The organism is Cyanobium usitatum str. Tous, assembly GCF_003011885.1.
GTDB lineage: Bacteria > Cyanobacteriota > Cyanobacteriia > PCC-6307 > Cyanobiaceae > Cyanobium_A > Cyanobium_A usitatum.
In genome coordinates this window covers 76459-100655 of sequence record NZ_PXXO01000008.1, presented here as the reverse complement: position 1 = coordinate 100655, position 24197 = coordinate 76459, and the positions used below count along the sequence as shown (strand labels likewise).

28 protein-coding genes are annotated in these 24197 nt (G+C 65.6%); 15 read left to right on the top strand and 13 right to left on the bottom strand.

The features are described 5' to 3' along the window. The first annotated feature begins 1 nt into the window (after position 1). The 3 genes from C7K55_RS08535 to C7K55_RS08525 are packed head-to-tail and all read left to right on the top strand — an operon-like array spanning position 2 to position 3978. Positions 2–541, top strand: coding sequence for a Ycf66 family protein (locus C7K55_RS08535; RefSeq protein WP_106632303.1), 540 nt, complete (start codon positions 2–4; stop codon positions 539–541). A 24-nt stretch (positions 542–565) separates the two neighbouring features. Further along, positions 566–3484 (top strand): isoleucine--tRNA ligase, encoded by a 2919-nt coding sequence (gene ileS / locus C7K55_RS08530; RefSeq protein ID WP_106632302.1) that lies wholly within the window; start codon positions 566–568, stop codon positions 3482–3484. After that, positions 3454–3978 (top strand): cupin domain-containing protein, encoded by a 525-nt coding sequence (locus C7K55_RS08525; RefSeq protein ID WP_396093386.1) that lies wholly within the window; start codon positions 3454–3456, stop codon positions 3976–3978. The genes ileS and C7K55_RS08525 overlap by 31 nt, the downstream gene beginning before the upstream one ends. 9 nt (positions 3979–3987) lie before the next feature. On the opposite strand, the gene C7K55_RS08520 is transcribed toward C7K55_RS08525, so the two are convergent. Further along, complete coding sequence (locus C7K55_RS08520; protein WP_241518269.1) at positions 3988–4314, bottom strand: DUF7734 family protein; 327 nt, start codon at positions 4312–4314, stop codon at positions 3988–3990. A gap of 46 nt (positions 4315–4360) precedes the next feature. Further along, entirely contained in the window at positions 4361–5014 is a 654-nt protein-coding gene (locus tag C7K55_RS08515; protein ID WP_106632300.1) for a DUF3177 family protein, read from the bottom strand. Between the two features lie 35 nt (positions 5015–5049). On the opposite strand from C7K55_RS08515, the gene C7K55_RS08510 reads away from it, so the two are divergent. The 4 genes from C7K55_RS08510 to C7K55_RS08495 are packed head-to-tail and all read left to right on the top strand — an operon-like array spanning position 5050 to position 9304. Further along, positions 5050–6318, top strand: coding sequence for an FIST signal transduction protein (locus C7K55_RS08510; RefSeq protein WP_106632299.1), 1269 nt, complete (start codon positions 5050–5052; stop codon positions 6316–6318). 2 nt (positions 6319–6320) lie between these two features. Beyond that, a complete protein-coding gene (gene trmB / locus C7K55_RS08505) occupies positions 6321–7010 on the top strand; it encodes a tRNA (guanosine(46)-N7)-methyltransferase TrmB (protein WP_106632334.1) in 690 nt (229 codons plus the stop codon). A 31-nt stretch (positions 7011–7041) separates the two neighbouring features. Further along, the gene (locus C7K55_RS08500; RefSeq protein ID WP_106632298.1) at positions 7042–8337 is read left to right on the top strand and encodes an IctB family putative bicarbonate transporter; all 1296 of its coding nucleotides are present in this window, start codon (positions 7042–7044) and stop codon (positions 8335–8337) included. After that, on the top strand, positions 8330–9304 hold the full coding sequence (locus C7K55_RS08495; RefSeq protein WP_106632297.1) for a BadF/BadG/BcrA/BcrD ATPase family protein: 975 nt from the start codon (positions 8330–8332) through the stop codon (positions 9302–9304). Before C7K55_RS08500 ends, C7K55_RS08495 begins: the two co-directional genes overlap by 8 nt. Here C7K55_RS08495 and glmM read toward each other — a convergent pair. Both glmM and C7K55_RS08485 read right to left on the bottom strand, forming a co-directional pair. Then, positions 9291–10697 (bottom strand): phosphoglucosamine mutase, encoded by a 1407-nt coding sequence (glmM, locus tag C7K55_RS08490; protein WP_106632296.1) that lies wholly within the window; start codon positions 10695–10697, stop codon positions 9291–9293. The genes C7K55_RS08495 and glmM overlap by 14 nt on opposite strands. A 96-nt stretch (positions 10698–10793) precedes the next feature. Further along, positions 10794–11009, bottom strand: coding sequence for a hypothetical protein (locus C7K55_RS08485; protein WP_106632295.1), 216 nt, complete (start codon positions 11007–11009; stop codon positions 10794–10796). Between the two features lie 55 nt (positions 11010–11064). Here C7K55_RS08485 and C7K55_RS08480 point away from each other — a divergent pair, with 55 nt between their 5' ends. Next, on the top strand, positions 11065–13059 hold the full coding sequence (locus C7K55_RS08480) for a lytic transglycosylase domain-containing protein (RefSeq protein ID WP_241518268.1): 1995 nt from the start codon (positions 11065–11067) through the stop codon (positions 13057–13059). On the opposite strand, the gene C7K55_RS08475 is transcribed toward C7K55_RS08480, so the two are convergent. Further along, on the bottom strand, positions 13056–13529 hold the full coding sequence (locus C7K55_RS08475) for a hypothetical protein (protein WP_106632293.1): 474 nt from the start codon (positions 13527–13529) through the stop codon (positions 13056–13058). The genes C7K55_RS08480 and C7K55_RS08475 overlap by 4 nt on opposite strands. Then, entirely contained in the window at positions 13529–13942 is a 414-nt protein-coding gene (locus C7K55_RS08470) for an NIL domain-containing protein (RefSeq protein ID WP_106632292.1), read from the bottom strand. The genes C7K55_RS08475 and C7K55_RS08470 overlap by 1 nt, the downstream gene beginning before the upstream one ends. A 70-nt stretch (positions 13943–14012) precedes the next feature. Between C7K55_RS08470 and C7K55_RS08465 the strand changes: the two genes are divergently transcribed. Together C7K55_RS08465 and thyX are read left to right on the top strand one after the other, a co-directional pair. Then, on the top strand, positions 14013–14585 hold the full coding sequence (locus C7K55_RS08465) for a thioredoxin domain-containing protein (protein WP_106632291.1): 573 nt from the start codon (positions 14013–14015) through the stop codon (positions 14583–14585). A gap of 8 nt (positions 14586–14593) precedes the next feature. Next, positions 14594–15319, top strand: a complete 726-nt coding sequence (thyX, locus tag C7K55_RS08460; RefSeq protein ID WP_106632290.1) for an FAD-dependent thymidylate synthase — start codon at positions 14594–14596, stop codon at positions 15317–15319. A gap of 68 nt (positions 15320–15387) precedes the next feature. On the opposite strand, the gene dcd is transcribed toward thyX, so the two are convergent. After that, positions 15388–15981, bottom strand: a complete 594-nt coding sequence (dcd, locus tag C7K55_RS08455; RefSeq protein ID WP_106632289.1) for a dCTP deaminase — start codon at positions 15979–15981, stop codon at positions 15388–15390. Beyond that, positions 15981–16619, bottom strand: a complete 639-nt coding sequence (locus tag C7K55_RS08450; protein WP_106632288.1) for a cob(I)yrinic acid a,c-diamide adenosyltransferase — start codon at positions 16617–16619, stop codon at positions 15981–15983. The genes dcd and C7K55_RS08450 overlap by 1 nt, the downstream gene beginning before the upstream one ends. A 242-nt stretch (positions 16620–16861) precedes the next feature. On the opposite strand from C7K55_RS08450, the gene ntcA reads away from it, so the two are divergent. The 3 genes from ntcA to C7K55_RS08435 are packed head-to-tail and all read left to right on the top strand — an operon-like array spanning position 16862 to position 19327. Then, complete coding sequence (gene ntcA / locus C7K55_RS08445) at positions 16862–17602, top strand: global nitrogen regulator NtcA (protein ID WP_106632287.1); 741 nt, start codon at positions 16862–16864, stop codon at positions 17600–17602. Between the two features lie 34 nt (positions 17603–17636). Next, positions 17637–18854 carry a DUF3084 domain-containing protein gene (locus tag C7K55_RS08440; RefSeq protein WP_106632286.1) on the top strand — a complete coding sequence of 406 codons (1218 nt, stop codon included), beginning with the start codon at positions 17637–17639 and terminating at the stop codon, positions 18852–18854. After that, on the top strand, positions 18851–19327 hold the full coding sequence (locus C7K55_RS08435; protein WP_106632285.1) for a RuvC family protein: 477 nt from the start codon (positions 18851–18853) through the stop codon (positions 19325–19327). The genes C7K55_RS08440 and C7K55_RS08435 overlap by 4 nt, the downstream gene beginning before the upstream one ends. On the opposite strand, the gene C7K55_RS08430 is transcribed toward C7K55_RS08435, so the two are convergent. Genes C7K55_RS08430 through psbH form a run of 4 tightly spaced genes read right to left on the bottom strand, consistent with a single transcriptional unit; the run spans position 19324 to position 20695 of the window. Next, positions 19324–19581, bottom strand: a complete 258-nt coding sequence (locus tag C7K55_RS08430) for a DUF3146 family protein (protein WP_106632284.1) — start codon at positions 19579–19581, stop codon at positions 19324–19326. The two genes, C7K55_RS08435 and C7K55_RS08430, sit on opposite strands and share 4 nt — an antisense overlap. A 4-nt stretch (positions 19582–19585) precedes the next feature. Then, positions 19586–20215: an aminoacyl-tRNA hydrolase gene (pth, locus tag C7K55_RS08425; RefSeq protein ID WP_106632283.1), complete on the bottom strand. Its 630-nt coding sequence runs from the start codon at positions 20213–20215 to the stop codon at positions 19586–19588. After that, complete coding sequence (locus C7K55_RS08420) at positions 20199–20495, bottom strand: TatA/E family twin arginine-targeting protein translocase (protein ID WP_106632282.1); 297 nt, start codon at positions 20493–20495, stop codon at positions 20199–20201. Before C7K55_RS08420 ends, pth begins: the two co-directional genes overlap by 17 nt. After that, the gene (psbH, locus tag C7K55_RS08415; protein ID WP_094559148.1) at positions 20495–20695 is read right to left on the bottom strand and encodes a photosystem II reaction center phosphoprotein PsbH; all 201 of its coding nucleotides are present in this window, start codon (positions 20693–20695) and stop codon (positions 20495–20497) included. The genes C7K55_RS08420 and psbH overlap by 1 nt, the downstream gene beginning before the upstream one ends. Before the next feature lie 122 nt (positions 20696–20817). Here psbH and psbN point away from each other — a divergent pair, with 122 nt between their 5' ends. Further along, positions 20818–20970 carry a photosystem II reaction center protein PsbN gene (psbN, locus tag C7K55_RS08410; RefSeq protein WP_106632281.1) on the top strand — a complete coding sequence of 51 codons (153 nt, stop codon included), beginning with the start codon at positions 20818–20820 and terminating at the stop codon, positions 20968–20970. Between the two features lie 3 nt (positions 20971–20973). Here the strand turns inward: psbN and C7K55_RS08405 are convergent, their stop codons facing one another. Further along, entirely contained in the window at positions 20974–23868 is a 2895-nt protein-coding gene (locus C7K55_RS08405) for an alpha-mannosidase (protein ID WP_420912802.1), read from the bottom strand. Between the two features lie 171 nt (positions 23869–24039). Between C7K55_RS08405 and C7K55_RS08400 the strand changes: the two genes are divergently transcribed. Next, the gene (locus C7K55_RS08400; protein WP_006172424.1) at positions 24040–24159 is read left to right on the top strand and encodes a photosystem II reaction center protein I; all 120 of its coding nucleotides are present in this window, start codon (positions 24040–24042) and stop codon (positions 24157–24159) included. The last annotated feature ends 38 nt before the right edge of the window (positions 24160–24197 follow it).

The following is a 24197-nucleotide window of genomic DNA, read 5'->3' as shown; positions in this document are numbered from 1 at the left end:
CATGCTCGCCACCCTGGGCGGACTCCTGGCGCTGCTGCTGGGACTCGCCATCCTGCTGCTGCCGCTGCTGGCCACCGAACTGAGCCGGCCACGGGATTCGGCCTGGGGCGCCGTAGTGCTGCTGCTGGGCCTGGTGCTTGTAACCAGTGCCGACCGGCTCACGGGCGCACCGATGCTGGGCGTGCTTTGCGGTGGCCTACTGATCGGCAGGCTCGCAGGCGAGGTTTCCCAGGGCCGTTGGCGGCAGCTCACCGCTGAGGAGCAGCAGCGGCTTTGGTCGACGGAACGCTGGCAGACGAGCCTGCAACAAGCCGGCGCCAGCCTGGCCCATCTGCTCGCCCTCCTGACCACTGCCACTTCAGGCATGAGCCAATGGCTGACTCAGCAACGCCAGCCCAAAGCCAGTGGCAAACGCTGGGTGCGCCCGGAAGAGCCGAGCTCCACCAGCGAGATCGACAGCCTGGTGATCGACAGCCTGGTGACGGCCGAAATCCCGGAACCGCAACCGCTGCCCGAGCCCTCCAGCAGCCAGGCGGGATAATCAGCACTGCTGCCCCCAGGCGACGTGACCGCCAGCCCTGCGCCCGTCTCCTACCCCCCCTCCTACAAGGACACGCTCAACCTGCTGCAGACGCCCTTTGCGATGAGGGCCAATGCCAAGGTGCGCGAGCCGGAAATCCAGGCGTTCTGGGCCCAGCAGCGGCTCTACGAGCGCCTGAGCCAGCAGAACCCCGGCGAAGTTTTCACCCTGCACGACGGCCCTCCCTACGCCAATGGGGCCCTGCACGTGGGCCATGCCCTCAACAAAATCCTTAAGGACATCATCAATAAAACCGCCCTGCTGCAGGGCAAGCGGGCGCGGTTTGTGCCTGGCTGGGATTGCCACGGCCTACCAATCGAACTCAAGGTGCTGCAGGGGCTCAGCAGCAGCGACCGGGCCGAGCTCACCCCGGTAACGCTGCGCCAGAAGGCCCACGCCTACGCCCTCGAGCAGGTGGAGGGCCAGAAGAGCGGCTTCCGCCGCTGGGGCATCTGGGCTGACTGGGAAACGCCCTATCTCACTTTGCAGAAGGACTACGAGGCCGCCCAGATCGGCGTTTTTGGCGCCATGGTGCTTGCTGGCCACATTTATCGAGGCCTCAAGCCGGTGCACTGGAGCCCCAGCTCCCGCACCGCCCTGGCCGAAGCCGAACTCGAATATCCCGACGGCCACACCTCCCCCAGCGTTTTCGCGGCCTTCCCGGTGGTGGCGCTACCCGAGGCCCTGGCCACCCAATTAGAAACAGCTGGCCTGACGGCCAAGGCGGCCACAGGGGCTGGCGGCCTGGCAGTGGCTATCTGGACCACCACCCCCTGGACGCTGCCGGCCAACCTGGCGGTGTCGGTGAATGGGCGGCTCGACTACGCCATCTGCGCAGTGGCGGCCAGGGGCGACGCCCCCACCCCAGCCGCCAGCCACCTGGTGGTAGCCGCTGAGCTGATTGAGAGCCTGCAAATCAGCCTGGGGCTCGAGCTCACTCCTCTTTTAAGCCTTAAGGGCAGCGAGCTAGAGGGAATTACTTACCGCCATCCGCTGCTGGAGCGCACCAGCCCGGTGGTAATCGGCGGCGACTACATCACCACCGAGGCCGGCACGGGCCTGGTTCACACCGCCCCGGGCCACGGCGTAGACGACTTCAACACCGGCAAGAAATACGGCTTGCCTGTGCTCTGCCCCGTGGATGAGGCCGGCAACCTCACCGCCGAAGCCGGGCCCTTTGCTGGCACCAACGTGCTCAAGGACGCCAACCCCGCGATCCTCAGTGCCCTAGAAGCCACCGGCCTGCTGCTCAAGCAAGAGCGCTACGAACACCGCTACCCCTACGACTGGCGCACCAAAAAACCGACGATCTTCCGCGCCACCGAGCAATGGTTTGCCTCAGTGGAGGGCTTCCGCGCCGCCGCTCTCGGGGCCATCGACGAGGTGGATTGGCTGCCGGCCAGCGGCCGCAACCGAATTGAAGCGATGGTGAGCGATCGGGGCGACTGGTGCATCAGCCGCCAGCGCACCTGGGGCGTGCCGATCCCCGTCTTTTATCACCGCGAAACGGGTGAGGTGCTACTCAACGAAGCCACCCTGGGCCACATCCAAGCCCTGATCGCCGAGCACGGTGCGGATGTGTGGTGGCAGCGCGATGAGGCAGGCCTGCTGCCTGAGGCCTACGCCGCCGAAGCCAGCCACTGGCGCAAGGGCAGCGACACCATGGACGTGTGGTTTGACTCAGGCTCCTCCTGGGCTGGCGTGCTCCAAGAGCGCGGCCTTCACTACCCCGCCGATCTCTACCTAGAAGGCAGCGATCAGCACCGCGGCTGGTTCCAGAGCAGCTTGCTCACCTCGGTCGCGGTTAACGGCCACGCCCCCTACAAGCGGGTGCTCACCCACGGCTTCACCCTCGATGAGAAGGGCCGCAAGATGAGCAAATCGCTGGGCAACGTCGTCGATCCGGCGGTGTTGGTAGAGGGCGGCAAGAACGAAAAGCAAGAGCCGGCCTACGGCGCCGATGTGCTGCGGCTGTGGGTGAGCTCGGTGGACTACTCGGCCGACGTGCCGCTGGGGCCTGGGATCGTCAAGCAGCTGGCGGATGTGTACCGCAAGGTCCGCAACACGGCCCGCTACCTGCTGGGCAACCTGCACGACTTTGCACCAGACCGCGATGCCGTGCCCTACGACCAGCTGCCCCTGCTGGATCAGTGGATGCTGCAGCGCACCGCCGCCCTGATCGACAGCGTGACGGGAGACTTCGAGCGATATGAGTTTTACCGCTTCTTCCAGGCCCTGCAGAACTTCTGCGTGGTGGACCTCTCCAACGTCTACCTCGACATCGCCAAGGACCGCCTCTATGTGAGCGGAGCCGATGAGTTCCGCCGCCGCAGCTGCCAAACGGTGCTGAGCCTGGTGCTGGAGCGTCTCGCGGGGCTGATCGCACCGGTGCTCTGCCATATGGCCGAGGACATCTGGCAAAACCTGCCCTATCCGGTAGCCGAAACCTCGGTATTCGAACGGGGCTGGCCCACGGCCCCCGATGGCTGGCGCCAAGCGCAACTGGAGGCGCCGATGGAGCGAATCCTGGAATTGCGATCTTTGGTGAATCGCCAACTGGAGAGCTGCCGCTCCAGCGGCCAGCTCGGTGCTTCGCTGGAAGCCCAGGTGCAGCTGGAGCTGGAAGCAGGCAGCACCAACACGGCGGAATCCCTGAGCTGGCTGGCCAGCTCAAGCCACCCCAGCGTCGACAACCTGGCCGATTGGCTGCTGGTGTCGGGCCTCAAGGAAGGCGGCGTAGCGCCTGCCGAGCTGCTGGCCGAAGCCAGCGCAAACGGCATCACGGTGCGCATTGCCAAGGCCGAAGGCCAAAAATGCGAGCGCTGCTGGCATTACGAGAGCGACATCGGCCAGCACAGCGCCCATCCCAGCCTCTGCGGTCGCTGCGTGGCGGTGCTGTCCTGAACGCCAAGGCACTGATTGAGCGGCTGGAACTCCAGCCCCATCCGGAGGGTGGCCACTACCGCGAGACCTACCGGTCAAGTGAGGTGGTGGAAACGCCGCGGGGAGCCAGGGCCGCCAGCACGGCGATCTTGTATTTACTGGCCGCAGGCGAGTGGTCCAGCTGGCATCGGATCTGCTCCGATGAGGCCTGGCACCACCATGGCGGCGACGGGCTCCTGATCTATCAACTCCACCCGGATGGCCAGGCTTGCGTCAGCAGGCTTGGGCTTGATCTAAGCGCCGGAGAACAGCCCCAGGTTGTAGTGCCTGCTGGCAGCTGGTTCGCAGCTGAACCCGTAGCTGGAAACACCACATGGAGCCTGGTGGGCTGCACAGTGGCCCCAGGCTTTGATTTCGTCGATTTCGAACTAGCCAGCCAGACCCAGCTGCAGTGCCACGCCGCCCAGCTGGAATCCTGCTGCAGTGATTGGCGCCGCCTGGTTGGTATGGGCTGATCTGGGGGCTCAATCCCAACCGCCGGATTCAAGGAAAACCTCAGGGGAAACTGGCCCAGCCAACAGCTGTTCCGAAGCCGGATTCAGGGGGGCCTGCAGTAATTCAGCTGTTTCGATCACCGCCCCCTCGGGCAGCAATGGCTGGTCGGGATCGAAATCGGTGGGGTGGGTGGTGCTGCTCGAAAAACCCCGAAAAATCAGCAGCTCGTAGGGCTCAAGCGGACCTGCCGCCAACTGAAGCTGGCCCCTGAGCCGCAGCACCCGATCGGGCCGCTCCCGGCTCAATTCTTCCAGCCTGGCCAGCAGGGCCATCGCAGATGCAGCGGAGAGGGTCATGGCCAGAGAGAAGGCGGGGCGGCAGAGGAAGCAATAGGGCTGATCCTCAGAAATCGCCAGCGATTCGCCCCTGCTTTGGCAAGCGCACCAGCAGCCATTGCAACAGTCCCACCACATAGGCAACCAAACCCACGTAACCGATGAAGGCGGCCACGGCAGGGGTCCATTCGCCGCCAAAAATGAAGGCAAACAGCCCCTCAACATGCCGGTGCAGGCCAAGGGGCGGCTGAATCCAAGCGGCGCAACGGGGCTGGGCCAAGCCTCCGGGGCCCAAACAGCCCAGGGCCGTGGCAGTAAGCAGGGCGCCAAGCACGGCCCACGCCGTGAGACTCCAGCGCCAGATGCGCAGGGTCAGGGGCAAGGGACGCCAGGGCGGCAGGTCGGCCAGCTCCTCGTTGAGATCCACCCAGAACCAGACGCTCAGCACCACCAGTAGCTGGGCCAGCAGCAAAACCACAAAGCCGAGGGGCCTCCGGTCGGTGAGCAGCAGGGTTGCAAGCAGCAACAGGCTGGCCACCTTCCAATAAATCCCCAGCAGGCGCACTAAGGATCCCTCCTTGCGTACCGACGCCCAGATCAGGAGCACTAGGGGCAAGCCGACGCTGAACAGCATCGCCAGGCGGACATCGAGCCACACCAAGGAGCGGTACAGAGGTTCTGGTAGGGCGGCGAGCACGCGTGTGGTTCGGTAAGGCGCCATTATCCGCGTCCCCGGCAAGCGATAGGGTCCAGGTCATGGCCGCCTTCTCCCTGCCCAGCTGGCTCTCCCGCACCTTCGGAGCCCGTCCAGCCCAGGCCTGGTGCCGCACCGCCCTGGCCAGCGAAACCTCGCTGCAGGCGTCGGTTGAAGAGATCGCCAGCCAGCTGCGGGGGGCCGGTCCAGCAGATCTGGCCTTGGTCTTCGTCGCAGCCAGCTACGCCAGCGACCTGCCCCGGCTGCTGCCCCTACTTCAGGGGAAACTCTCAGCCAGCCATTGGCTTGGCTGCCTGGGCGGTGGGGTGGTGGGCACCGATGCTGGCGGCACCCCCCATGAGCTGGAGAACAAACCAGCCCTGAGTGTCACCCTGCTGCGCCTACCCGGCGCCGAGCTCCACCCTTTTGCGATTGATACCGACTCCCTTCCCGACCTCGACGGCCCGGCTGATCCCTGGCGCGACCTGCTCGATGCGCCAGCAGCTCCCAGCCCCTCGATGCTGCTGCTGGTGGATCCCAGCTGCTCCCGGATCAACGATCTGATCAGTGGCCTGGATTACGCCTGTCCAGGGGCGGCGAAAATTGGCGGCGTCGCCGGCCCCCACAGTGCCGGCCATGGCTCCCTGCTGTTTGGAGATCAGGTGGTTCGCGGTGCTGTCGGCTGCCTCATTGGTGGAGCCTGGCAACTCGATCCGGTGGTGGCCCAGGGCTGCCGGCCGATCGGGCCGGTTTTTGATGTGGAGCAAGTTCAGCGCAACGTGGTGCTGGAGGTGAGCCAGGGCCAGGCCCGCCGCAGCCCTGTAGCAGCGCTTCAGTCGATCCTCACGGATCTGAATCCCGAGGAGCGGGAGCTGGTGAAGCACTCGCTGTTCCTGGGCGTGGGCCGTAGCAACTTCAGCCTCAGCGCCGCAGATCCAGATGGTCCCACCGCTTTTCTGGTGCGCAACCTGCTTGGTGTCGACCCCCGCAACGGCGCCGTAGCCGTAGCTGAACGGATGCGGGTGGGACAACAGGTGCAGTTCCAACTGCGCGATGCCAGCACCTCCAGACTGGAACTGCGCCAGCTGCTGACCAGCCAACGGGGTCGCAACCCGGAGCCCCTAGCCGCCCTGCTGTTTGCCTGCCTAGGCCGTGGCGTTGGGCTCTACGGCAGCGCCGATGGCGACGTGGAGCTGTGCCGGGAAGTGTTTGATCAGGTGCCCATCGCCGGATCGTTCTGCAACGGCGAAATCGGCCCGGTCGCCGGTAGCACCCATCTGCACGGCTACACAGCCAGCCTGGCCTTCCTGGTGCCGCGCGGAGAGGGCTGATGGTGCGCCAGCACGTCAATCCACTCAGCCGCTTTTTCCAGCTACCCCGGCCCCTGCCGCCGCCAGCCGAGCTTTTCAGTCAGCCGGATCTCCCCCTGCATCTGGACATTGGCTGCGCCCGCGGCCGCTTCCTACTGGCCCTGGCCCAGCACCAGCCCAACTGCAACTATTTAGGTGTTGAAATCCGCCGGCCCTTGGTGGATGCCGCCGAAGCCGACCGCCAGGCCCTGGGGCTCGGCAACCTCCACTACCTGTTCTGCAACGCCAACATCAGCCTGCAGGACTGGCTAGTGGCCCTGCCAGCCGGGCTGCTGCAGCGGGTGACCATCCAGTTTCCAGATCCCTGGTTTAAGCAAAAGCATCAAAAGCGGCGGGTGCTGCAGCCCGCCCTGCTGGCGGCCCTGGCCGAGGCGCTGGGGCCTGGCCGTGAGCTGTTTATTCAGAGCGATGTGCTGGCGGTGATCACACCGATGGTGCAGCTGATCGAGGCCAGCGGCGGCTTCGATCGCCCGGCCGCATATGGGCGCCCCTGGCGTGCCGGCAACCCCCTGGCGGTTCCAACCGAGCGCGAAACCTACGTGCTGAGCCAGGGGTTGCCGGTCTACCGGGTGCTCTACCAACGCAACGACCGCAACCTGGAAGGCCTGACCAACCTGGAAGATCAGCTTGAAGCGGTTGATAATCGGGCCTGAAGCCAGGCTGCACCCCTTGAGCGCCCCCCCAATGCCAATTTTGTTGCGCTGGCAGGGCTGCCTGCAGCGCGCTGACAGTGGTCCCCTGGGGCGGCAGCTAACCCTGATAGCCGGCCTGGTGCTCTGCGCCCTGATGGTTGGCCTGCCCCTGGTAACCCGCAGCGGCCTCAGCCTGCTGGTGCTGGCCAGTGGCCTCCTATGGCTGCTGCTGGCCCTGACCACTACCCCTGGACCGCTGGTGGAGATCGACCGCTGGATTCTGGGGATCCTGGCCATCGCCCTGCTGGCCACAGGCTTCTCACCGGTGCCCCTGGCCGCCGCCAAGGGGCTGGTCAAACTTGTGAGCTATCTGGGCGTTTACGCCCTGATGCGCCAACTGCTGACCCTGGCGCCGGTCTGGTGGGACCGGATCGTGGCTGCGCTGCTGGCTGGAAACCTGGTCACCTGCGTGATCGGTATCCGCCAGCTCTACGGCGATAGCGGCGAACTAGCCCGCTGGGCTGACCCCAACTCCGTGGCCGATGGCACGGTGCGCATTTACAGCACCCTCGAAAACCCCAACCTGCTGGCGGGTTATCTGCTGCCGGTGCTGCCCCTAGCCCTCGTGGCCCTGCTGCGCTGGCCGGGGCGAGCCCGCAAGCTCTTTGCTCTCACTGCCCTGGTGCTGGGCGTCGCCGCCCTGGTGCTCACCTTCAGCCGCGGCGCCTGGATGGGTTTGGTGGCCGAGGCGGCAGTGATCTTGCTGCTGCTAGCCGTGCGGGCCACCCGGGCCTGGCCCTTGCTCTGGCGGCGCCTGTTTCCCTTGCTGCTGCTGCTAGGCGGGGCCGCCCTGCTCGTGGTGCTAGTTACCCAGGTGGAGCCTCTGCGAGTGCGGGTGATGAGCCTGGTGGCCGGCCGGCAAGACAGCTCCAACAACTTCCGCATCAACGTCTGGCTTGCAGCGCTGGATATGGTCCAGGCCCGCCCGTGGCTTGGCATCGGCCCCGGCAACGACGCTTTTAACCAGATCTATCCGCTGTTTCAGCAACCCAAGTTCAACGCGCTCAGCGCTTACTCCATCCCCCTGGAGCTGGCGGTAGAAGCCGGCATTCCTGGCCTGCTGGCCGGGATCGGCCTGCTGCTGGCCAGCCTGCGCAGCGCCACCAGCCTCTGGCGCAGGGATAGCTGCTTCAGCCTGCCGGCCATGGCGGCGATCGCCGTAATTGCTGGGCTCACGGTGCAGGGACTAACCGACACGATCTTTTTCCGGCCGGAGGTGCAACTGAGCGGCTGGTTTTGCATCGCCACCCTGGCGGCCGGAGCTAGCCGCGCCGAAGGTCGTGGCTGAGCCAAGCCTGATTGCCGGCTTCGACGCTGGCCAAACCCACACCAGCTGTCGCCTCAGCGATGCCTGCAGTGGTGAGCTGCTAGGTGAAGGCCAGGGACCTGGAGTGTGCCACCTGGCCGCAGCTGACGGCCCCACCCGCTTCCGCCAGGCCCTTCAAGGCAGCCTGGCGCAGGCCCGCCTGCATCTGCCGCACGCCGGCACGCCCCTGCTAGCCGCCGGCATTGGCGCCAGCGGCATCGAAGTGGGCAGCTCCGTCCAGGAGCTGGGCCGGCAGCTGGCGGCCGAAGCCCTGCAACTACCCCTGGAGCGCGTAGTAGTCACGGGAGATGAGCGCACTGCCCTGCGCGGAGCCATGGGCAACCACCACCAGGGAGGCATCGTTGTGATCAGCGGCACTGGCACCATCGCCGTTGGGCGCAATCCGGCAGGCCAGGAACACCGCTGCTCCGGCTGGGGCTGGCTGCTAGATGGGGCTGGCTCGGCCACGGACATCGGCCGCGATGGCCTAGCCCTCAGCTTGGCGATGGCGGATGGACGCCAGCCCGATTCACCCCTGCGAGCCCGGATCTGGGCCGGACTGAATGTGAGCCCAGGCGACCCCCAGGCCGCTCAGGCCATCAAAGCTTTGGTTGTGGAGCCTGGCTTCGGGGCCGCTGGCTTCGCCCGCCTGGCACCGCTGGTGGCGGACGCCGCTAACGAGGGTGATGCTGGCGCCGCCGCCGTTGTGGAGCGCTCCGCCCAGGCCCTGGCATTAATGGCAGCCACCATCTGCACAAGGCTGCAGCTAAGTGCCCCGCGAGTGTGGCCCATGGGCGGGGCGCTGGAGCACCTTGCCTTGCTGCGCTGCCGGCTGGAGGCCTGCCTTGGGGAGTGCTGCCCAGGCGCTCAACTGCAGGTCCCCGCCGCAGATGCCTGCAGCGGAGCCCTGAGCCTGGCTCGGGAATGCCTGGAAGCTAGGCCGCGTTGAGGTGCTGCTCCGCTGCAGCAGCCAGCTGGCTTGACCAGTGGTCCACCAGCTGCTGATCGGCGGCCTCCACCATCACCCTCAGCAGTGGTTCGGTGCCACTGGCGCGCACCAGCACCCGGCCACGACCCTCCATCTCAATCTCCGCCTGCTCCACAGCGAGCCGCAGCGGCTCGCAGGCTTGCCACTGCTGGCGCCGTTGCCGGTCTGGCACCGTCACATTCAACAGGGCCTGGGGGTAGGGCTTGAAACTGCTATCCATCCAGTCGGCCAGTGATTGGCCACTGCGGTGCAACAGCGTGGCCACTTGCAAAGCGGTGAGCAGCCCATCGCCACTCATGCCGTGGCGGGCCGACAAAATATGGCCCGACTGCTCGCCACCCAGGCCAGCGCCCATCTGCTCCATCGCCTGGTGGACGTATTGATCACCAACGGCGGTGCGCTCGAGCACCCCTCCCTTGGCCTGCCAGGCACGCTCAAAGCCGAGGTTTGACATCACCGTGGCAACGATGCGATTGGCCGGCAACTGGCCCGCATCAAGCAGGGACGATCCCCAGAGATAAAGGATCTGGTCACCATCCACCACCCGGCCCCGGCCATCCACCGCCAGCATCCGATCTGCATCGCCATCGAAGCCAAAACCCATGCTGGCTCCGCTCTCCAGCACCGCGCGTCTGAGCGGCTCAAGGTGGGTGCTGCCGCAGTCCACGTTGATGCGGGTTCCATCCGGCTTGCCGTGCAGCACGGTGAGTTCCGCGCCTAAGGCCCGAAACACCGCCTCTCCACAGGCAGAAGCCGAGCCCCAACAAAGGTCCAGCACAATCTTGCAACCTTCTAAGCGCCGACCCATCACGCTCGCCACCAAGGACCGCTGGTAGTCGGCTAGTAAATCGGGGCGGTCGTGCACAACTCCTGTGCCCAAGAAGCCGCCGGAAGCACCTATTGCCGGTCCAGCCCCAACCCCCTGCAGCCCAGCCTCGATCGCCTGCTGCTGGCCGCGGCTCAGCTTGGCGCCGGAGGCCCCAAACACCTTGATGCCGTTGTCTTCAGGGGGGTTGTGGCTGGCGGACACCATCAGACCGCCAGCCGCGCCAAGACGGCGAATGGCGCCAGGAATCGCTGGCGTAGGGCATAGACCCAGGGTCCATACCTCCCTACCTGCAGCGGTGAGCCCGGCGGTAAGCGCCGCCACCAGCATCGGGCCACTGCTACGGGAATCCATGCCGATGAGCACCGGCGCCCCCTGGGGCAACACCTGGCCGCACCAGAAGCCAACCTGCAAAGCCAAAGCCGGGCTCACCTGGGTTCCCACCCGGCCACGGATGCCATCGGTCCCGAAACCGGCCACACCACCCCGCAGGGGCAGGCCAACGGGATGGGGAGCCAGGTCGGCCATGGGCAGCAGCAGATGCCTCAGTGGTGCTCAGGTTACGTGGGCTGCTGCAAAACGCTCGCCATGGCTGGCCTGGGCCAGGTAGGGGCCTGAGCCCATTCAGCGCCAGCGGCGGGGCCACCAGATCCAGAGCACCAGTTCGCCAATCGTCCAGAGCAGCAGCGCACCAACCACCCAGCCCGGCAGCCAGCTCAATGGCCAAAAGGGGCGCAGCAGCAGCACCAGGCCCGATACCGCCAGCACCCGCAGAGCCCGCAACCGCTGCTCTGCCCCAGGCAAGGTGGAGAGATAGGGGGGTAGGGAGGGCAGGCGCACCAGCTAAGCGGGATTCACACCTCCCCAGAATGCCGAAGCTGCGCCGCTATTGCCCTTGGCTCGCCTCCCCCTGCTGCTGGCCCTCACCTGCTTGGGCAGCGGCGCCGCCTTGGTGGGCGGCAGGGCACTGCTGACCCTGATTCCCGCGCCAGACCCCAGCACACCCACCCCAACCCTGAAGCGCCTGCGGCGGTTCTCGCCCGATCCGGAGCGGCGGCGGGAGGCCAGCTTGCTGCTGCTGCCGCGCCAGGCAAAAGGCGACCTAGCCGGCGAGCGCCGGTTGCTGCGCGGCCAGGGCTGGGGTGGCGATGAACTAGCCGCCCTGGTGCTCAAACGCGATGCCCTGGCCGCCGAATCCCTAGGTGATCAGGCAGCCGCCCAGCAACGCTGGCAGCAGCTTGTGCGGCGCTTCCCCGACACGCCCGCCTCAGCCGATGGGCTTTATGCCCTGGGCCGGCAGCAGTCCCAGCTGCGGCAGAAACTACGCAGCCGCTTCGCCGCCCATCCCGCGGCCCTAGCGGCGGCCGTGGAGGCGGGCCCGAGCGACGCAGATCGCCTCCAGGCAGCCCTGCACCTGGCCCGTCACGGTGTGCGCTGGCCCGGTGCGGGGCCACGCTTGCGCCAGGCCTGCCAGAGCACGGCCGCAGCAGCTACCCCTGGCCAGCGGGACCAATTGGCCAGGGGCCTGGCCCAGCTAGGCGACTCGGCCGCTGCCCTGAGCTGCCTCAAGGGCAGTCCACCGAGCCCAGCAACCCAGCTAGCCCTCAGCCGGGCCCTGCTCGGTGGCGGCAGCCAGCAGCAGGCCCAGGCCGAAAGTCTGCTGCTGCAACTGGCCAAATCCGCGCCGCGCTCCAGCCAGGCCAGCGAGGCCGCAGCCCTGCTCAGCGAACAGCCCGGGCCCAGGGCTCTCCAGGCCTTGAAGGGGCTGCCCTCTGCCCTGCAAGACACGGCCCCGGTGCAGGCGCGGCGGGCGATGGAGAGTGGCGACATCGGCGCGACGCTGGCGGTGCTGCAGCGCTGGCCCAACGATCCAGCCAGCTGGGAACTGCAGTGGCAGCAAGCCCGCCAGGCCCTGCTCAAGCGCCAATGGGCAACGGCCACAACGCTGCTAAGTGCGCCGATCGGTCGCGAATTGCCAGTGGGGCTGGTGGGACGCCAGCGCTTCTGGCTGGGTTTCAGCCAGAAGCAGCAAGGCGCCACCGCCCAAGCACAACGCACCTGGAGTGATCTGATCAAACAGCATCCGGGCGGCTACTACGGCTGGCGGGCGGCGGTGCGCCTAGGCCGCGGCGATCTCAACCTCGATCCCCGCAGCAGCCCGGCCCTTGTGCAACCCCAATGGCACCCCCTGGGCAGCGGCGACTGGCAGATCGACCGGCTCTGGCGCCTGGGCCAGCCCCTGGAAGCCTGGGAGCACTGGCGCACGGAGCGGAGTTCCCCCCCCACTAGTCCCCAGGAGCTGATTACGGAAGGCCGGCTACGCCGGGCCGTGGGAGACCACTGGATAGGACTCGGCCAACTCGAGCAAGCCAGCCTGCGCCTACCGGTGAATGCAAACTGCGCCCTGGCCCAACAGCTTGAGCTCGACCTGCAAACCGCCAGCTTCGTGGCGGAGCTCGAGGAGGCTGGCTCAACCGCCGGGGTACCGGCAACCCTGCTGGCAGCCGTAGCAAAACAGGAATCGCGCTTCAGCCCAGGGGTGAGCTCCGGCGCCGGTGCCATCGGCTTGCTCCAACTGATGCCGGCCACCGCCGCCGAACTAGCCGGCACGCCCCTGGCAGCCGATGACCTCACCGACCCAGCCCGCAATGCCCAGTTAGGCGCGCTCTACCTAAAGCAACTGCTGGGCCAGTGGCAGGGCAACCCCGTGCTGATGGCTGCCAGCTACAACGCCGGCCCCGGTGCCACCGCTGGCTGGGTGACACCCCAACTGCAACAGGAACCGGAGCTATGGATAGAGGCCATCCCCTACCCGGAAACCCGGCTGTACGTCAAAAAAGTGCTCGGCAACTTTTGGAACTTTCAAGAGAGGCCGCTGGCTAGCTGCTAGCCACCGCTTGCCAGCCAGCGGCCCACCCATGCCCCTGACAACACGAGCACACCCAGCACCCCTGCCAGGAGCACCGGCGGGGGTGCCACCCGAATCCGAGCTAGATCGAGGCGTGCCAACAACACAGTGGTGCCCAGGATCAGCACATTGGTGAGCACTTTGAGGTGGAGCAGATAGAGGCCACCCACCGTGACGATCAACAGGCTGATCACCAGGCTCATCACCCGACTGGCGGCCATCAAATTGGAAATCCGCTGCAGCAGCAGGTCGGGCATGGTGCAAACCACCACCACCAGCAAGGCGTGGAGACAGTCAAGCGACCAGAACAAGCTGGATAACTGCCCCATCCCCGACGCTGCCGCACCCTCGAGCGGCTGGCTCCACTGCAAGCCCTCGTAAACGGATATCACTACCAGCACCAGCAGCATCGGCGCCCGCAAGGGCAGCAACAGCAGACGCAACATCGCCATCACGGGGGAGCCAGCACCAGGGAAATCGCATCCAGAGGGCAACTCGGAATGCACTGTTCGCACACCAAGCAGCGTTGCGCATCGAATTGCAGCTGCCAAGCCGACTGGGTCAAGCTGAGGGCACCGCTGGGGCAAACGCTCGAGCAGAGGCCGCAGTCAACACAGAGACCGTGGTCTACGTCTATCTGACCAGGCGCCCGGTTGAGGCCGAGTCCCTGACTTTCTAGCCAGGCTTCCGCCGCTGTTAGTTCGTCGATGTCGCCTGAGAGCTCCACCACCATGGTGCCGCTCTGGTTGGGGGAAATCTGGGCGCGCAGGATCTTGGCGGCGATATCGAAATCCACCGCCAGCCGATAGGTGATCGGCTGATGCACCGCTTCGCGGGGAAAGTGCAGGGTTAGGCGCCGTTTCACGAGGATCCGGTTCGCGGGAAAAGCACGCTTACCTCCGCAAAACGCTAGCAAGCACTGGCAAAGTGCAGTCATGACCAACTCCACCCCGAATTCCGGCCTGGGGCCAAGCGAACGGCTGCTGCTAGTCGTGCTGGCGGCCTTACTGGCAGCGGGCCTGCTGTGGTTCCGGGGCGGACTTAATCCGGAGGCTCCCCTGGAGCGCTTGGCGCGCCAATCCCTGGATCTACCCGTGGCCTTGCGCAATGGCAAGCCAACGCTGGTGGAGTTCTACGCCGACTGGTGCGACGCCTGCCGCACCATGGCTCCGGCAATGGAAACGATCGAAGCCCAACACCGCGGCCAGCTCGATGTGGTGCTGCTCAACGTTGACAATCCGCGCTGGCAGCCGGAGCTGGAGCGCTACGACGTCAACGGCATTCCCCAACTAGAGCTGTTCAATGCTGCCGGTGAAGCGGTGGGCCGCTCGATTGGCGCCCGCAGCCTCAACGAATTGCGCGCTCTCAGCAGCGCCCTGATCGCCGGCGAACCCCTGCCGGCCCTGGCCGGAGTGGGTGCCGTCAGCAACCTGAGCCAACCCGCTGGCGAAGTTGCGGCAGCGGAGCCAGCTACTGCCACGATGGCCGGACCCCGCAGCCACGGTTGACGCCCGCCATGGATTCCCGTTTCCGCGTTGACCTGATCGCCGCTACGCCTAACCCCCAGCAGTGCGTTTATGCGGGAATGCATCAGGACTACAGCGAGGGCTTTGTGGCGGCAGACTCCGCCAACTGGCCCGAGGAGAGCAAAGCAGGGGAGATCTGCATCAAACGACTTCTCGCCGGCGAGCGCGGTCACTACGGCCCCTTAGAACACGCCCAAATCGTGCTCAACGTTGGCTGGTTTCCCCACTCAGTGATGCAGCAGGCGCGGACCCACCGGGTGGGGGTGAGCTTTGACGTGCAATCCATGCGCTACACCGGCGATCGCATCTGCAAGGCCGCCAATGATGAACTGGAACTGGAGGAGGTGTTCTATCTACGGCCCATAGGTAGCTATAGCGACCGGCAAGGCAAAAAATACGCCTACACAGAAGAGCAGCGCTACATAGATCTAGAGCTCTGCAGGGCTGCGGCAGCTCGCTACCGCGACCTTTTGGCGGCTGGCTTCGCCGAGGAGCACGCCCGCGGCATCCTGCCCTTCGACTACCGCCAGCACTTCGTGGTGAGCTTCACCTTGCGGGCATTTCTGCACTTCCTTGACCTGCGGGCGAAGCTCGATGCCCAGCAGGAGATCCGTGAGCTCTGTGATCTGATGTGGCCCCACCTACAGGCTTGGACGCCCCAATTTGCTGACTGGTATGAAAAGAGCCGCTTGCATAAAGCCAGGCTCGCCCCATAGGGCGAACCATTTGGCGCACCTCTCGGTGCTACGCAAGGCTCGCGCCCCACTGGGCCTTTTGCGGGGAACTAGATACGCGCCAAGGTAACCCGTTCGGGCTGATGCTGATATTTACCAGCCCGATCTTGATAGGTGGTCTCGCAGGGATCGCCCTCAAAAAAGAGCAGCTGACAAATTCCCTCATTGGCATAAATGCGGCAATCTGCACCCGAAGAATTACTAAACTCCAGGGTGAGGTGACCCTCCCAGCCGGCTTCCGCTGGCGTCGTATTAACAATGATGCCTAGTCGGGCGTATGTGCTCTTACCCAGGCAGATCACCGTTATATTTGATGGCACCTTCATCTTCTCCAGTGCCACTCCCAAGCCATAGGAATGGGCCGGCAGGATGAAGTACTCACCGTCTTCGTCGCTGTGCAGCGGCGCCGGCTCCAGGTTCGCCGGGTTGAACCGCTTGGGGTTCATCACGGTGCCAGGCACATGCCGAAAGATCAAAAATTCCTTGGCCGACAACCGCAAGTCGTAGCCATAGGAAGAACAGCCGTAGCTGAGCACCGGGGAGCCCGCCGTAGCGGGATCGAGGTGGCGCACCAGGCTCGACTGAAACGGCTGCAACATTCCTACCGCAGCTTGCTCGTTGATCCAGCGATCGTTCTTCAGCATCAGAGGCCTCGGCGCAACTGGGTGACCTGATCAGCCATGGCCATCAACTCAGGAGTCATGGCTGGCCCTGTCAAAATGACATCTAGATGGGCTGGTCGGCGCTCCAAGGTTGCCAGCACTTCAGCCTGCTCGATGTAGCCCAGCTCCACAGCCAAGCCCAGCTCATCGAGCACCATCAGATCCACCGCACCACTGAGCAGCTGCTCGCGGCTGAAGGCCCACACCTGGCGCACCGCCTCCAACAGCTCGAGCCCCTGGTGGGCAGCTGGCTCTGACAGACAGCCGGGCACACCGGGCCGCAGCCATTGCAGTCGCCCACACAGCCAGACGCTGCTGCCGAGGCCCTGATCCACGCCGCCCTTAAGAAACTGAGTAACCAGCACCCGGCTGCCCAAGCCGGCACTGCGTAGGGCCTGGCTGAGCACGGCACCGTAACTGCCGCGGAAAGGCGCCGTATGGATTTGCAGTAAGCCCTCCGACTGGGCCACCAGCCGCAATGCCGGCGCAGCAGAAGGGGCGGACGCGGCAGCCGCCACAGCCAAAGGGCGATGGCCAGAGCGCTGAGGTTGGTGCTGGACCGCCGGAAAACCAGCTCCCGAGGAGGAGGTGAGGCCTGAGACGGGCAAGCTCGCGGTCATGAACAACCTGAATAAGAACCTGGAAAATCGAAAAACAGACCTGGGGCGCCGCGAGCAGCCCATGGCCCCGCGGAGCTGAATGTAGCGGGATCGGGCCGCTCCACAAGCAAACGACACCATCCCTAGTGGAAACATACGTACTGGTACGCAGGGGACCCCGGCGGTGTCGTCTCAAACCGTGTGTATTGCTACAAGCCGCCCCCCGGGTGATCCTTAGGGTCCCGGCACTTGCCCAGACCTTGATGGTTGGCGCTACCCACGGATTTAGCCGTACCGCCAACACCCCATCGACGGGTGCCCCTGGCGTGGTGGCAGGCATGGGCAGCGCCGGCCAGGGCAACCCCACCCTGTTGGAAGTGATCCGGGGCCTGGCCGGCAGCAGTGTCGAGACGATCGAACGGGGCAAGACGATTTTTTTTCCCGGCGATCCAGCCGAGCGGGTCTATCTGCTGCGGCGCGGCGCGGTCAGGCTGTCGCGGGTATATGAATCCGGCGAGGAGATCACCGTGGCCCTGTTGCGTGAGAACAGCCTGTTTGGTGTGCTCTCGCTGCTTACCGGCCAGCGCTCCGATCGTTTTTATCACGCTGTGGCCTTTACCAGGGTCGAGATGGTGACAGCACCAGCCACCTCCGTACGCCGGGCGATCGAGCAGGACGCCAGCGTGGGCTTGCTGCTGCTGCAGGGCCTGTCTTCGCGAATACTGCAGACCGAAACGATGATCGAAACCCTCACCCACCGCGACATGAGCTCGAGGCTGGTGAGCTTCCTGCTGGTGCTGTGCCGCGATTTCGGCGTGCCCAGCTCGGAAGGGATCACGATTGATCTGCGCCTCTCCCACCAGGCGATTGCCGAAGCGATTGGCTCCACCCGCGTCACAATCACTCGCCTGCTGGGCGACCTGCGCAACGACGGGCTGGTTCAGATCGACCGCAAAAAGATCACTGTGTTTGATCCAATCGCCCTAGCCAAGCGCTTCAGCTGAAGGCCAGGGATACTGGGGCCCTCCGCGGACGTACGTGACGGGCTGGCTGCTGATCCTCGCTTTGCTCGCCCTGGGGGGAGTGCTCTCCACCCTGGGCGACCGACTCGGCAGCCTGGTGGGCAAGGCGCGCTTGAGCCTGTTGGGGATGCGGCCCCGCCGCACCGCCGTGTTGATCACGGTGCTCACTGGCAGCCTGATCAGTGCCATCTCCCTCGGCCTGATGCTGCTGGTAAGCGAGCGGCTGCGCACGGGCCTGTTTGAACTCGATCGACTGGAGCAACGGCTGCAAACCAGCCGCAGCCAACTGAGCCGCAGCAACAGCCAACTAGCCAGCAGCCGCCTGGAGGTGGCGCGGGCCGAACAGGGCAAACGCGAAGCTCAGACGCGCTTTGAGCAGGCCCAAGCCCGTGCCAGCAAATTGCGCCAAGAGCTGGCGCCACTTCTAGCCCAGCGCAACAAGTTGGAGCTGGAGCGCAGCCTTCTCAGCCAGGAGGTGAAGGGGAGGGATGCGGAAATCCGCCGCACCGAAGCGGAACTAGCCCAGGTGCGCCGCCGGATCAGCGCCGGTGCCCAAGAACTTAAAGACCTGGAGAGCAACCTGATTGCCCTGCGCCGCGGCGACGTGGTGCTCAGCAGCGGTCAGACCCTGGCCAGCGCCAAGGTGACCCTTGAGCGCCCCGAGCAGGCCAAGGAGGTGATCAACGCCTTGCTGCAGCAGGCCAATCTCAACGCCTTCAGGCGGGTGCTGCCCGGCCAGCCCCCCGATCGCCAGATCCTGCTGGTCCCCAAAAATGACATCAGCAAGCTGGAAGGCCTGCTCGCCAAACCCGGCAGCTGGGTGGTCAGCATTCTCTCGGCCGCCAACGTGCTGAGGGGCGAGCGCCAGGTGCTTGCCTTCCCAGACCTACGCCCCAACCGTCCAGTAGTTAAAGCAGATGAAGTGCTGGCCAGCACCACGATCGAGGGCGACCTCACAGCCCTGGAGCCGGTTTCGCGGCGACTCAACCTGCTGCTGGCCGCTGCCTATGCCCGAGCCCAGCGCCAGGGCACGTTGGTGGAAGGGCTGCAGTTCGATGCGGCCAGCTTCAAACAGCTGGCCCGGGAGCTGAGCGAGCGCCAGCCGGGCCAGGTTGCCCAACTAGAAGCCCTCGCCATCAACAACGCCAGCACCGCCGACCCAATTGCGGTGGAATTGCGCTGGTTGGCGGCCCCATCTCCGGCCCAATCGGGGCCGGGCCCTCGCCGCCCATGACGGGCGCTGCGGCGAGCCTGGTGGCAGGCCTCGATCCCGGGCGCAGCAAATGCGGTCTAGTGCTGGCTGATCCTGCCGTTGGCCAGATCCGGCAGGCTGCCATCCTGCCCCCACAAGCCTGCCTCGCCCTGCTCAAAAGCTGGCAGCAAGTGGGGCTTGGCCAGGTTGTGCTCGGCAATGGCACCGGCAGCCAAGACTGGCGCAATCAACTTGGCCAGCAGCGGCTGGCGCTAGCTGTGGTGGATGAGAGCGGCAGCACCCTGGCGGCCCGCGAGCGCTACTGGCAGCTTTGGCCCCCTAGGGGCTGGAGGCGGCTGCTGCCGGCGGGCTTGCGCTTGCCCCCCCGGGATATCGACGATGTGGTGGCCCAGCTGCTGATAGAGCGTTACTGCGGGGTGACCCTGCAACGCAGCAACCAGGAGGTGCTGAGGCGATGGCCGCTGCCGGTCGCGCCGGAGGCTGAATCGGTTTAAAAACGGGCCCGAACCGTAAAGATGTAGTCACCGCCAGGCTCGAGCTGGTAGTCGACCTTGAGCAGATAACGCAGCAGGGCATCCTGGATCAGAGCCCTGCCCAAAGAAGGCTCAACGCTGAGTTCACCGCGGTCAAAGGCCCAGCGGAAACTCCATTGGTAGCCGCCCGCACTCACCTCCCCCTCCAGCACCCGCTGGCTGAAGCTCTGGTGCAGCACCCGCAACTGGGCAGTGGTGGAGGGAAGGCGTGCCATCGGCTCAGGCTGCCGCGCCCTGGGGCTGAAAACCGTTGAGTCGGTTGCCAGCCCGCTCCAGGCCGAGGCGCTGGACCAGGCCAATACCTGCCTCCACCTCGCGCAACAACTCCTCGAGCAGGGGCTGCTCGGCAGGCGTGAAGCGTCCGAGCACATGGCCAACGGTGCGGGCGCGGCGCTCGCCGGGATCTTGGGCGGGGGCGCCAATACCAATACGAAGCCGCGGAAAGTCCTGGGTACCTAGGTGGCTGATGGTGCTGCGCAGGCCGTTATGCCCCCCGGCACTGCCAGTAGCCCGCAGTCTCAACTTGCCGAGGGGCAGGTCCATGTCGTCAACCACCACCAGTAACTGGGCGGGCTCTAAACCAAACCAGTCAAGGGCTGCGCGGATCGAGCGACCACTCTCATTCATGTAGGTCTGGGGCATCAACAGCCGCAGCCGGGCAGGCCCCGAACCCACCTCAGCCAACAAGCCCTGAAGCTTGGGCTGCTGCCGAAAAGAGGCCCCACCAGCGCAATCGGCTAGACGCTCAAGGGCCATAAAGCCCACGTTGTGGCGAGTACCTAAGTACTTGGCTCCCGGGTTACCCAGGCCCACCACCAACTGCAACGACAACTCAGGCCGCGGGACCATCGAAAGGCTGCTCAATCAGCTCTGGAGCATCAGCCCCGGAGGCATCAGCTGAAACAAGCTCAGTTGCAGAAACTGCAACTGGTAGGTCAGCCGCAACAGGTTCGGCGGTGGTGATCGCCGTGCGCAGCTCCTTTTCGAACTCAGAGGAGGCCGATTGAAAACCCTTAAGGGTGCGGCCCAAGGTTTTACCGAGCTCCGGCAGGCGCTTTGGTCCGAACACCAGCAGCCCGATGGCGGCAATTACCGCCAGCTCAGGCAAGCCAATGCCAAACACGTTCATCAGCCGAGGCCGTTCCAGTTGACCGTGATGCCCTCGAGCAGCAGGGACTTGTTGTACAGCTGCAGGATGATCAGCAGAAACACCAAGAAGAGCACCATAAAAATGCCCATGACGGGCGTGGTGCCCCAGCCGGGAACGACCTTGCCGTACTCAGAATTGAGTGGCCGCAGGATGTCTCCGAGGCGGGTGCGTTGGGCCATGTCTGCTGCAGCCTCTCGGGCATGGATTCGCTTTAAGTACTGTAAGGGCCTCGCGTACCGCGCCGCGGTTGTCCGTCGAGAGTTGTGACGCAACCCGTCACCTGCATTCCCCTTCCGCCTCCATGGACCCCACCGCCACCACCAGCTCCCCGGCCCTTTCCGTGGCCCTCGCCGTGCTGGCGGTGCTGCTTTCACTCACCGGTTTTGGGGTGTACCAAGCCTTCGGGCCGCCCTCCAAGGGCCTCACCGACCCCTTTGACGACCACGACGACTGAGCCCTAAGCGCTAGGCCAATGGGGGCGCACTCGCCAAAAACCCAGGCTCCACGGCGCCAGCAGCCAGGGATCTTCAGAGAGCTTTCCCTGGGAAATCAGAGGCTGATCCAGGCCATCGAGCCGCTCCAGCAGCTGCCAGCCCTCTCCCACCTGCAGGTAACGGCGGCAAGGGGAACAGTTCTGCACGGTGAGCACCACGTCCCCCGACTCCCCTAGCGGCCGGCAGCCCAGTAGCAACAGCCCCTCGCCCAGGGGAGGCAGGGCCTGAGGTCGTTTAGGCCGGCCCTTGGCCGCCTCCGGCCGCAGCCATAGCGGTTCCCTGAAGGCCACCGCCTGCTTGGGCACCTGGGCCCGGCACCAGCCTGCTGGGCAGGGCGCCAGGGCCAGCCGCAGGCGCTGCAGGCCGTTATCGGCGCCAGGATCGGGCCAAGTAGGCGCCCGCAGCAACGACACACCCAACTGCTCCGGACTAGCCGACACCCCCTGGGGGCCATCGAGCAGCACCGCCAAGCCGCCGCCAGCAGCCACAGAAGCGATCCAGCTGATCGCTGGCAGCTCCCAGCGGGCCTGCTCGCGGGCAGTGACCGGCTGGGCTGGCCGTTCCAGCACGCCACCGGAGGTATCTGCCGCCCAGCGCTGGGCCGGCTGGGCCAGGGGGATCTCCAGGCGCAGCAGCTCATGGCGCTGGCGCCAGTCGACGCTGAGCACAAGCTCGAGCCAGGGTGTATTGGCAAGTAAGCGCCCCTCAAGCCGCACCGCACTTGCCCCGCACTGGCCCCGCCACACAAAACTGGTGCACAGCTCGCCCTGCTCCAGCCAGCTCGGCTCGCCCTGCCACTGCCAGGCCAGTGGATGGTCCCGGTAGCCCGTGGCGATGTCCCAGGCATCCCAAAACTCACCTCGATCGGCAAAACGCCGCCAGGCCAGCGGGCCTGCCAACTGGGGCTGATCCTGGCTATCCCACAGCTGCTCGAGGCCCCGCGGCCCCAGCTCAAAACTCACCAAACCGTTGCCGCAGCGCCAGCCCTCTCGCCACACCGGCGCCTCAACCTGAGCTGCCTCAACCTGAACTGCCTGAGGGGCCGCCGCTGCGGCCGTTCGCTCTAGGGGCAGGGCGGCCACGCCCGCCAAGGGCGGCAGCTGCAGCCACTGGCCGCCAGCCCGGGCCGGCTGGGACGGCAGCTTCACACCGCCCCAACTCCAGCAGCCCAACGGCACCCGCAGACTGCGGGCCCGGGGAGGTAGGGGCTGGAGCTGGGCTAGCCACCAACCCACACCCACGCCCACACCTTCATCTTCACCGTCACCAGCTCCTAGCCAGGCCTGCAGAGCCCGATCCCGTTGCAGGCAGGCGCTGCGGCGCGCTGCCCGCCACTGGGGCTCGGCCTGCTCGAACACCTCTGGAATCGAGGTGCCGGGCAAAATGTCGTGAAACTGCTGAAAAAGCAGAATTCGCCAGTCGACCGTTTCAGGCTCGCCGGCTAGGGCCTGGGCCAGCTCCGCCTCCCGCAGCAGCCGCTCGAGTGTGCGGTTGTGGCGCTTCTGATCAGGGCGCGAGGTGGCGCAGCCGCGATGCAGCTCCAGGTAAAGCTCGTCGCGCCACACCGGCAGCCCGGGCGCCAGCGGCTCGAGGTCAGCCAAATAACCCCGCAAGCTGCCGTGATGCTGGGGAGCAGCTTCAGCTTGCTGCTGCCAGAGCCGCAGCTGCTCGAGCATTTCAGCGCTGGGGCCTCCACCGTGGTCGCCCACTCCGGGCAGCCACAGGGCCGAATCAACCCCGGTCGCGCCTTGCCAAGCCAAGCGATAGCGCTCCATCGCCACGGGATCGCCATCGGTGCCGATCGGGGCGTTGATCAGGGCCAGCAGCTCGGAACCGCAGCGGCTGCGCCAGCGAAACAGCCGGTGGGGGAAGGGATTGGTGGCATTCCAGGCCATTTTGTGGGTGCAAAACCAACGCACGCCGGTGCTGCGAGCCACGGCCGGCAGGCCGCTGGCGAAACCAAAGCTGTCGGGCAACCAGGCCAGATAGTGCTCCAGCTCAGGGAAGCTAGCGGCGCTGAATTGCTGGCCCAGCTGAAACTGGCGCAGCAGTGAGGAGCTACTGATCAGCACGCAGTCGCTCTCCACCCAGGGGCCGTTGATCGGTTCAAAGCGACCGGCTGCCACCGCACGCTGCAGGCGGGCGAACAGGGCCGGCCGGTGTTGCTGCAGCCAGGCGTATAAGGCCGGTGTGGAGTGGCCGAAATGCAACTCCTCGAAGCGCTCGATCAGATCAAGGGCAGAGGTGAAGGTGCGCTCGGCCGCTTGCCAGGTGTCGGCCACCGGCCAAAGCCAGGCCAGATCGAGGTGGGCATGGCCCAACACATGAAACCGACCTGTCGGCGGTTCGCCGCTGCGCAGCTGGGCAAGCTCAGCCTTGGTTTCAGCCAACAAATCCACCGGATCGGCTGGATCCAGGGGCTCGAGCTCGAGACGGCTCTCGATCAGGGCACCGTCGTCGTGCAAGGGGCTGCGCAGGCGTAACTCCAGCTCAAGGGCCTCCCCCTGCCACCAGCGCTCGGGCAGCAACCAACGGCAAGCGGTGTCAAACAGGTCGCCGCCATGCACCCGCGCACCATCCACCCGCAGCTCCACCTGGTCGGCCCACCAGCGCAGCACCAGCCGGGCCTGGGCAACGGGCTCCGGCTGCTGCAGCTGCATCCAGTTCGCCGGGCAAACCAGCCGCAGCCGTAGCTCCCGCCACTGGCCACCCCGCGGCCAGATCACCAACCCCCGCGCTGCCCAATCCGGACGACATTGCTGGCCCCAAGGATCGTCAAGGGCTGGGCCAAGCCGCCCTCCCGCCTGCACGCAGCGCCAGAGTGGTTGGAGATCCCAGCGCGAATGGGTTGGCCGCAAACGTGACTGAATCGTTTCAATCCGTGGGGTCTGCCCTAGTCCTGAGGCCTCAGGCATCGTTGGATGGCAAGCCGAGTCCCATAGGATGATCCCGCAGCTGCGGGGTCGACTAGGCCCTTCAACGCGCCTGTCACTCCCTGTCACCCGCTCGCCATTCCCCAAGGCCGAACCATGCTCGCCCTCAAGATCTCGGTTTATTCGGTCGTCTTCTTCTTTATTGGGATCTTTGTGTTCGGCTTTTTGGCCAGCGACCCCAGCCGCACCCCGAGCCGTAAAGACCTGGAAGATTGATCAGCTGGCACTAGGCAAGCAAGATCCTGATTCTGTTT

Coding starts and splice junctions, on each gene's coding strand:
- C7K55_RS08535 (WP_106632303.1), top strand. CDS start 2: ATGCTCGCCACCCTGGGCGGACTCCTGGCGCTGCTGCTGGGACTCGCC.
- C7K55_RS08520 (WP_241518269.1), bottom strand. CDS start 4,314: ATGACCCTCTCCGCTGCATCTGCGATGGCCCTGCTGGCCAGGCTGGAA.
- C7K55_RS08515 (WP_106632300.1), bottom strand. CDS start 5,014: ATGGCGCCTTACCGAACCACACGCGTGCTCGCCGCCCTACCAGAACCT.
- C7K55_RS08510 (WP_106632299.1), top strand. CDS start 5,050: ATGGCCGCCTTCTCCCTGCCCAGCTGGCTCTCCCGCACCTTCGGAGCC.
- C7K55_RS08500 (WP_106632298.1), top strand. CDS start 7,042: ATGCCAATTTTGTTGCGCTGGCAGGGCTGCCTGCAGCGCGCTGACAGT.
- glmM (WP_106632296.1), bottom strand. CDS start 10,697: ATGGCCGACCTGGCTCCCCATCCCGTTGGCCTGCCCCTGCGGGGTGGT.
- C7K55_RS08475 (WP_106632293.1), bottom strand. CDS start 13,529: ATGGCGATGTTGCGTCTGCTGTTGCTGCCCTTGCGGGCGCCGATGCTG.
- C7K55_RS08465 (WP_106632291.1), top strand. CDS start 14,013: ATGACCAACTCCACCCCGAATTCCGGCCTGGGGCCAAGCGAACGGCTG.
- thyX (WP_106632290.1), top strand. CDS start 14,594: ATGGATTCCCGTTTCCGCGTTGACCTGATCGCCGCTACGCCTAACCCC.
- dcd (WP_106632289.1), bottom strand. CDS start 15,981: ATGCTGAAGAACGATCGCTGGATCAACGAGCAAGCTGCGGTAGGAATG.
- C7K55_RS08450 (WP_106632288.1), bottom strand. CDS start 16,619: ATGACCGCGAGCTTGCCCGTCTCAGGCCTCACCTCCTCCTCGGGAGCT.
- ntcA (WP_106632287.1), top strand. CDS start 16,862: ATGGTTGGCGCTACCCACGGATTTAGCCGTACCGCCAACACCCCATCG.
- C7K55_RS08435 (WP_106632285.1), top strand. CDS start 18,851: ATGACGGGCGCTGCGGCGAGCCTGGTGGCAGGCCTCGATCCCGGGCGC.
- C7K55_RS08430 (WP_106632284.1), bottom strand. CDS start 19,581: ATGGCACGCCTTCCCTCCACCACTGCCCAGTTGCGGGTGCTGCACCAG.
- pth (WP_106632283.1), bottom strand. CDS start 20,215: ATGGTCCCGCGGCCTGAGTTGTCGTTGCAGTTGGTGGTGGGCCTGGGT.
- C7K55_RS08420 (WP_106632282.1), bottom strand. CDS start 20,495: ATGAACGTGTTTGGCATTGGCTTGCCTGAGCTGGCGGTAATTGCCGCC.
- psbH (WP_094559148.1), bottom strand. CDS start 20,695: ATGGCCCAACGCACCCGCCTCGGAGACATCCTGCGGCCACTCAATTCT.
- psbN (WP_106632281.1), top strand. CDS start 20,818: ATGGACCCCACCGCCACCACCAGCTCCCCGGCCCTTTCCGTGGCCCTC.
- C7K55_RS08400 (WP_006172424.1), top strand. CDS start 24,040: ATGCTCGCCCTCAAGATCTCGGTTTATTCGGTCGTCTTCTTCTTTATT.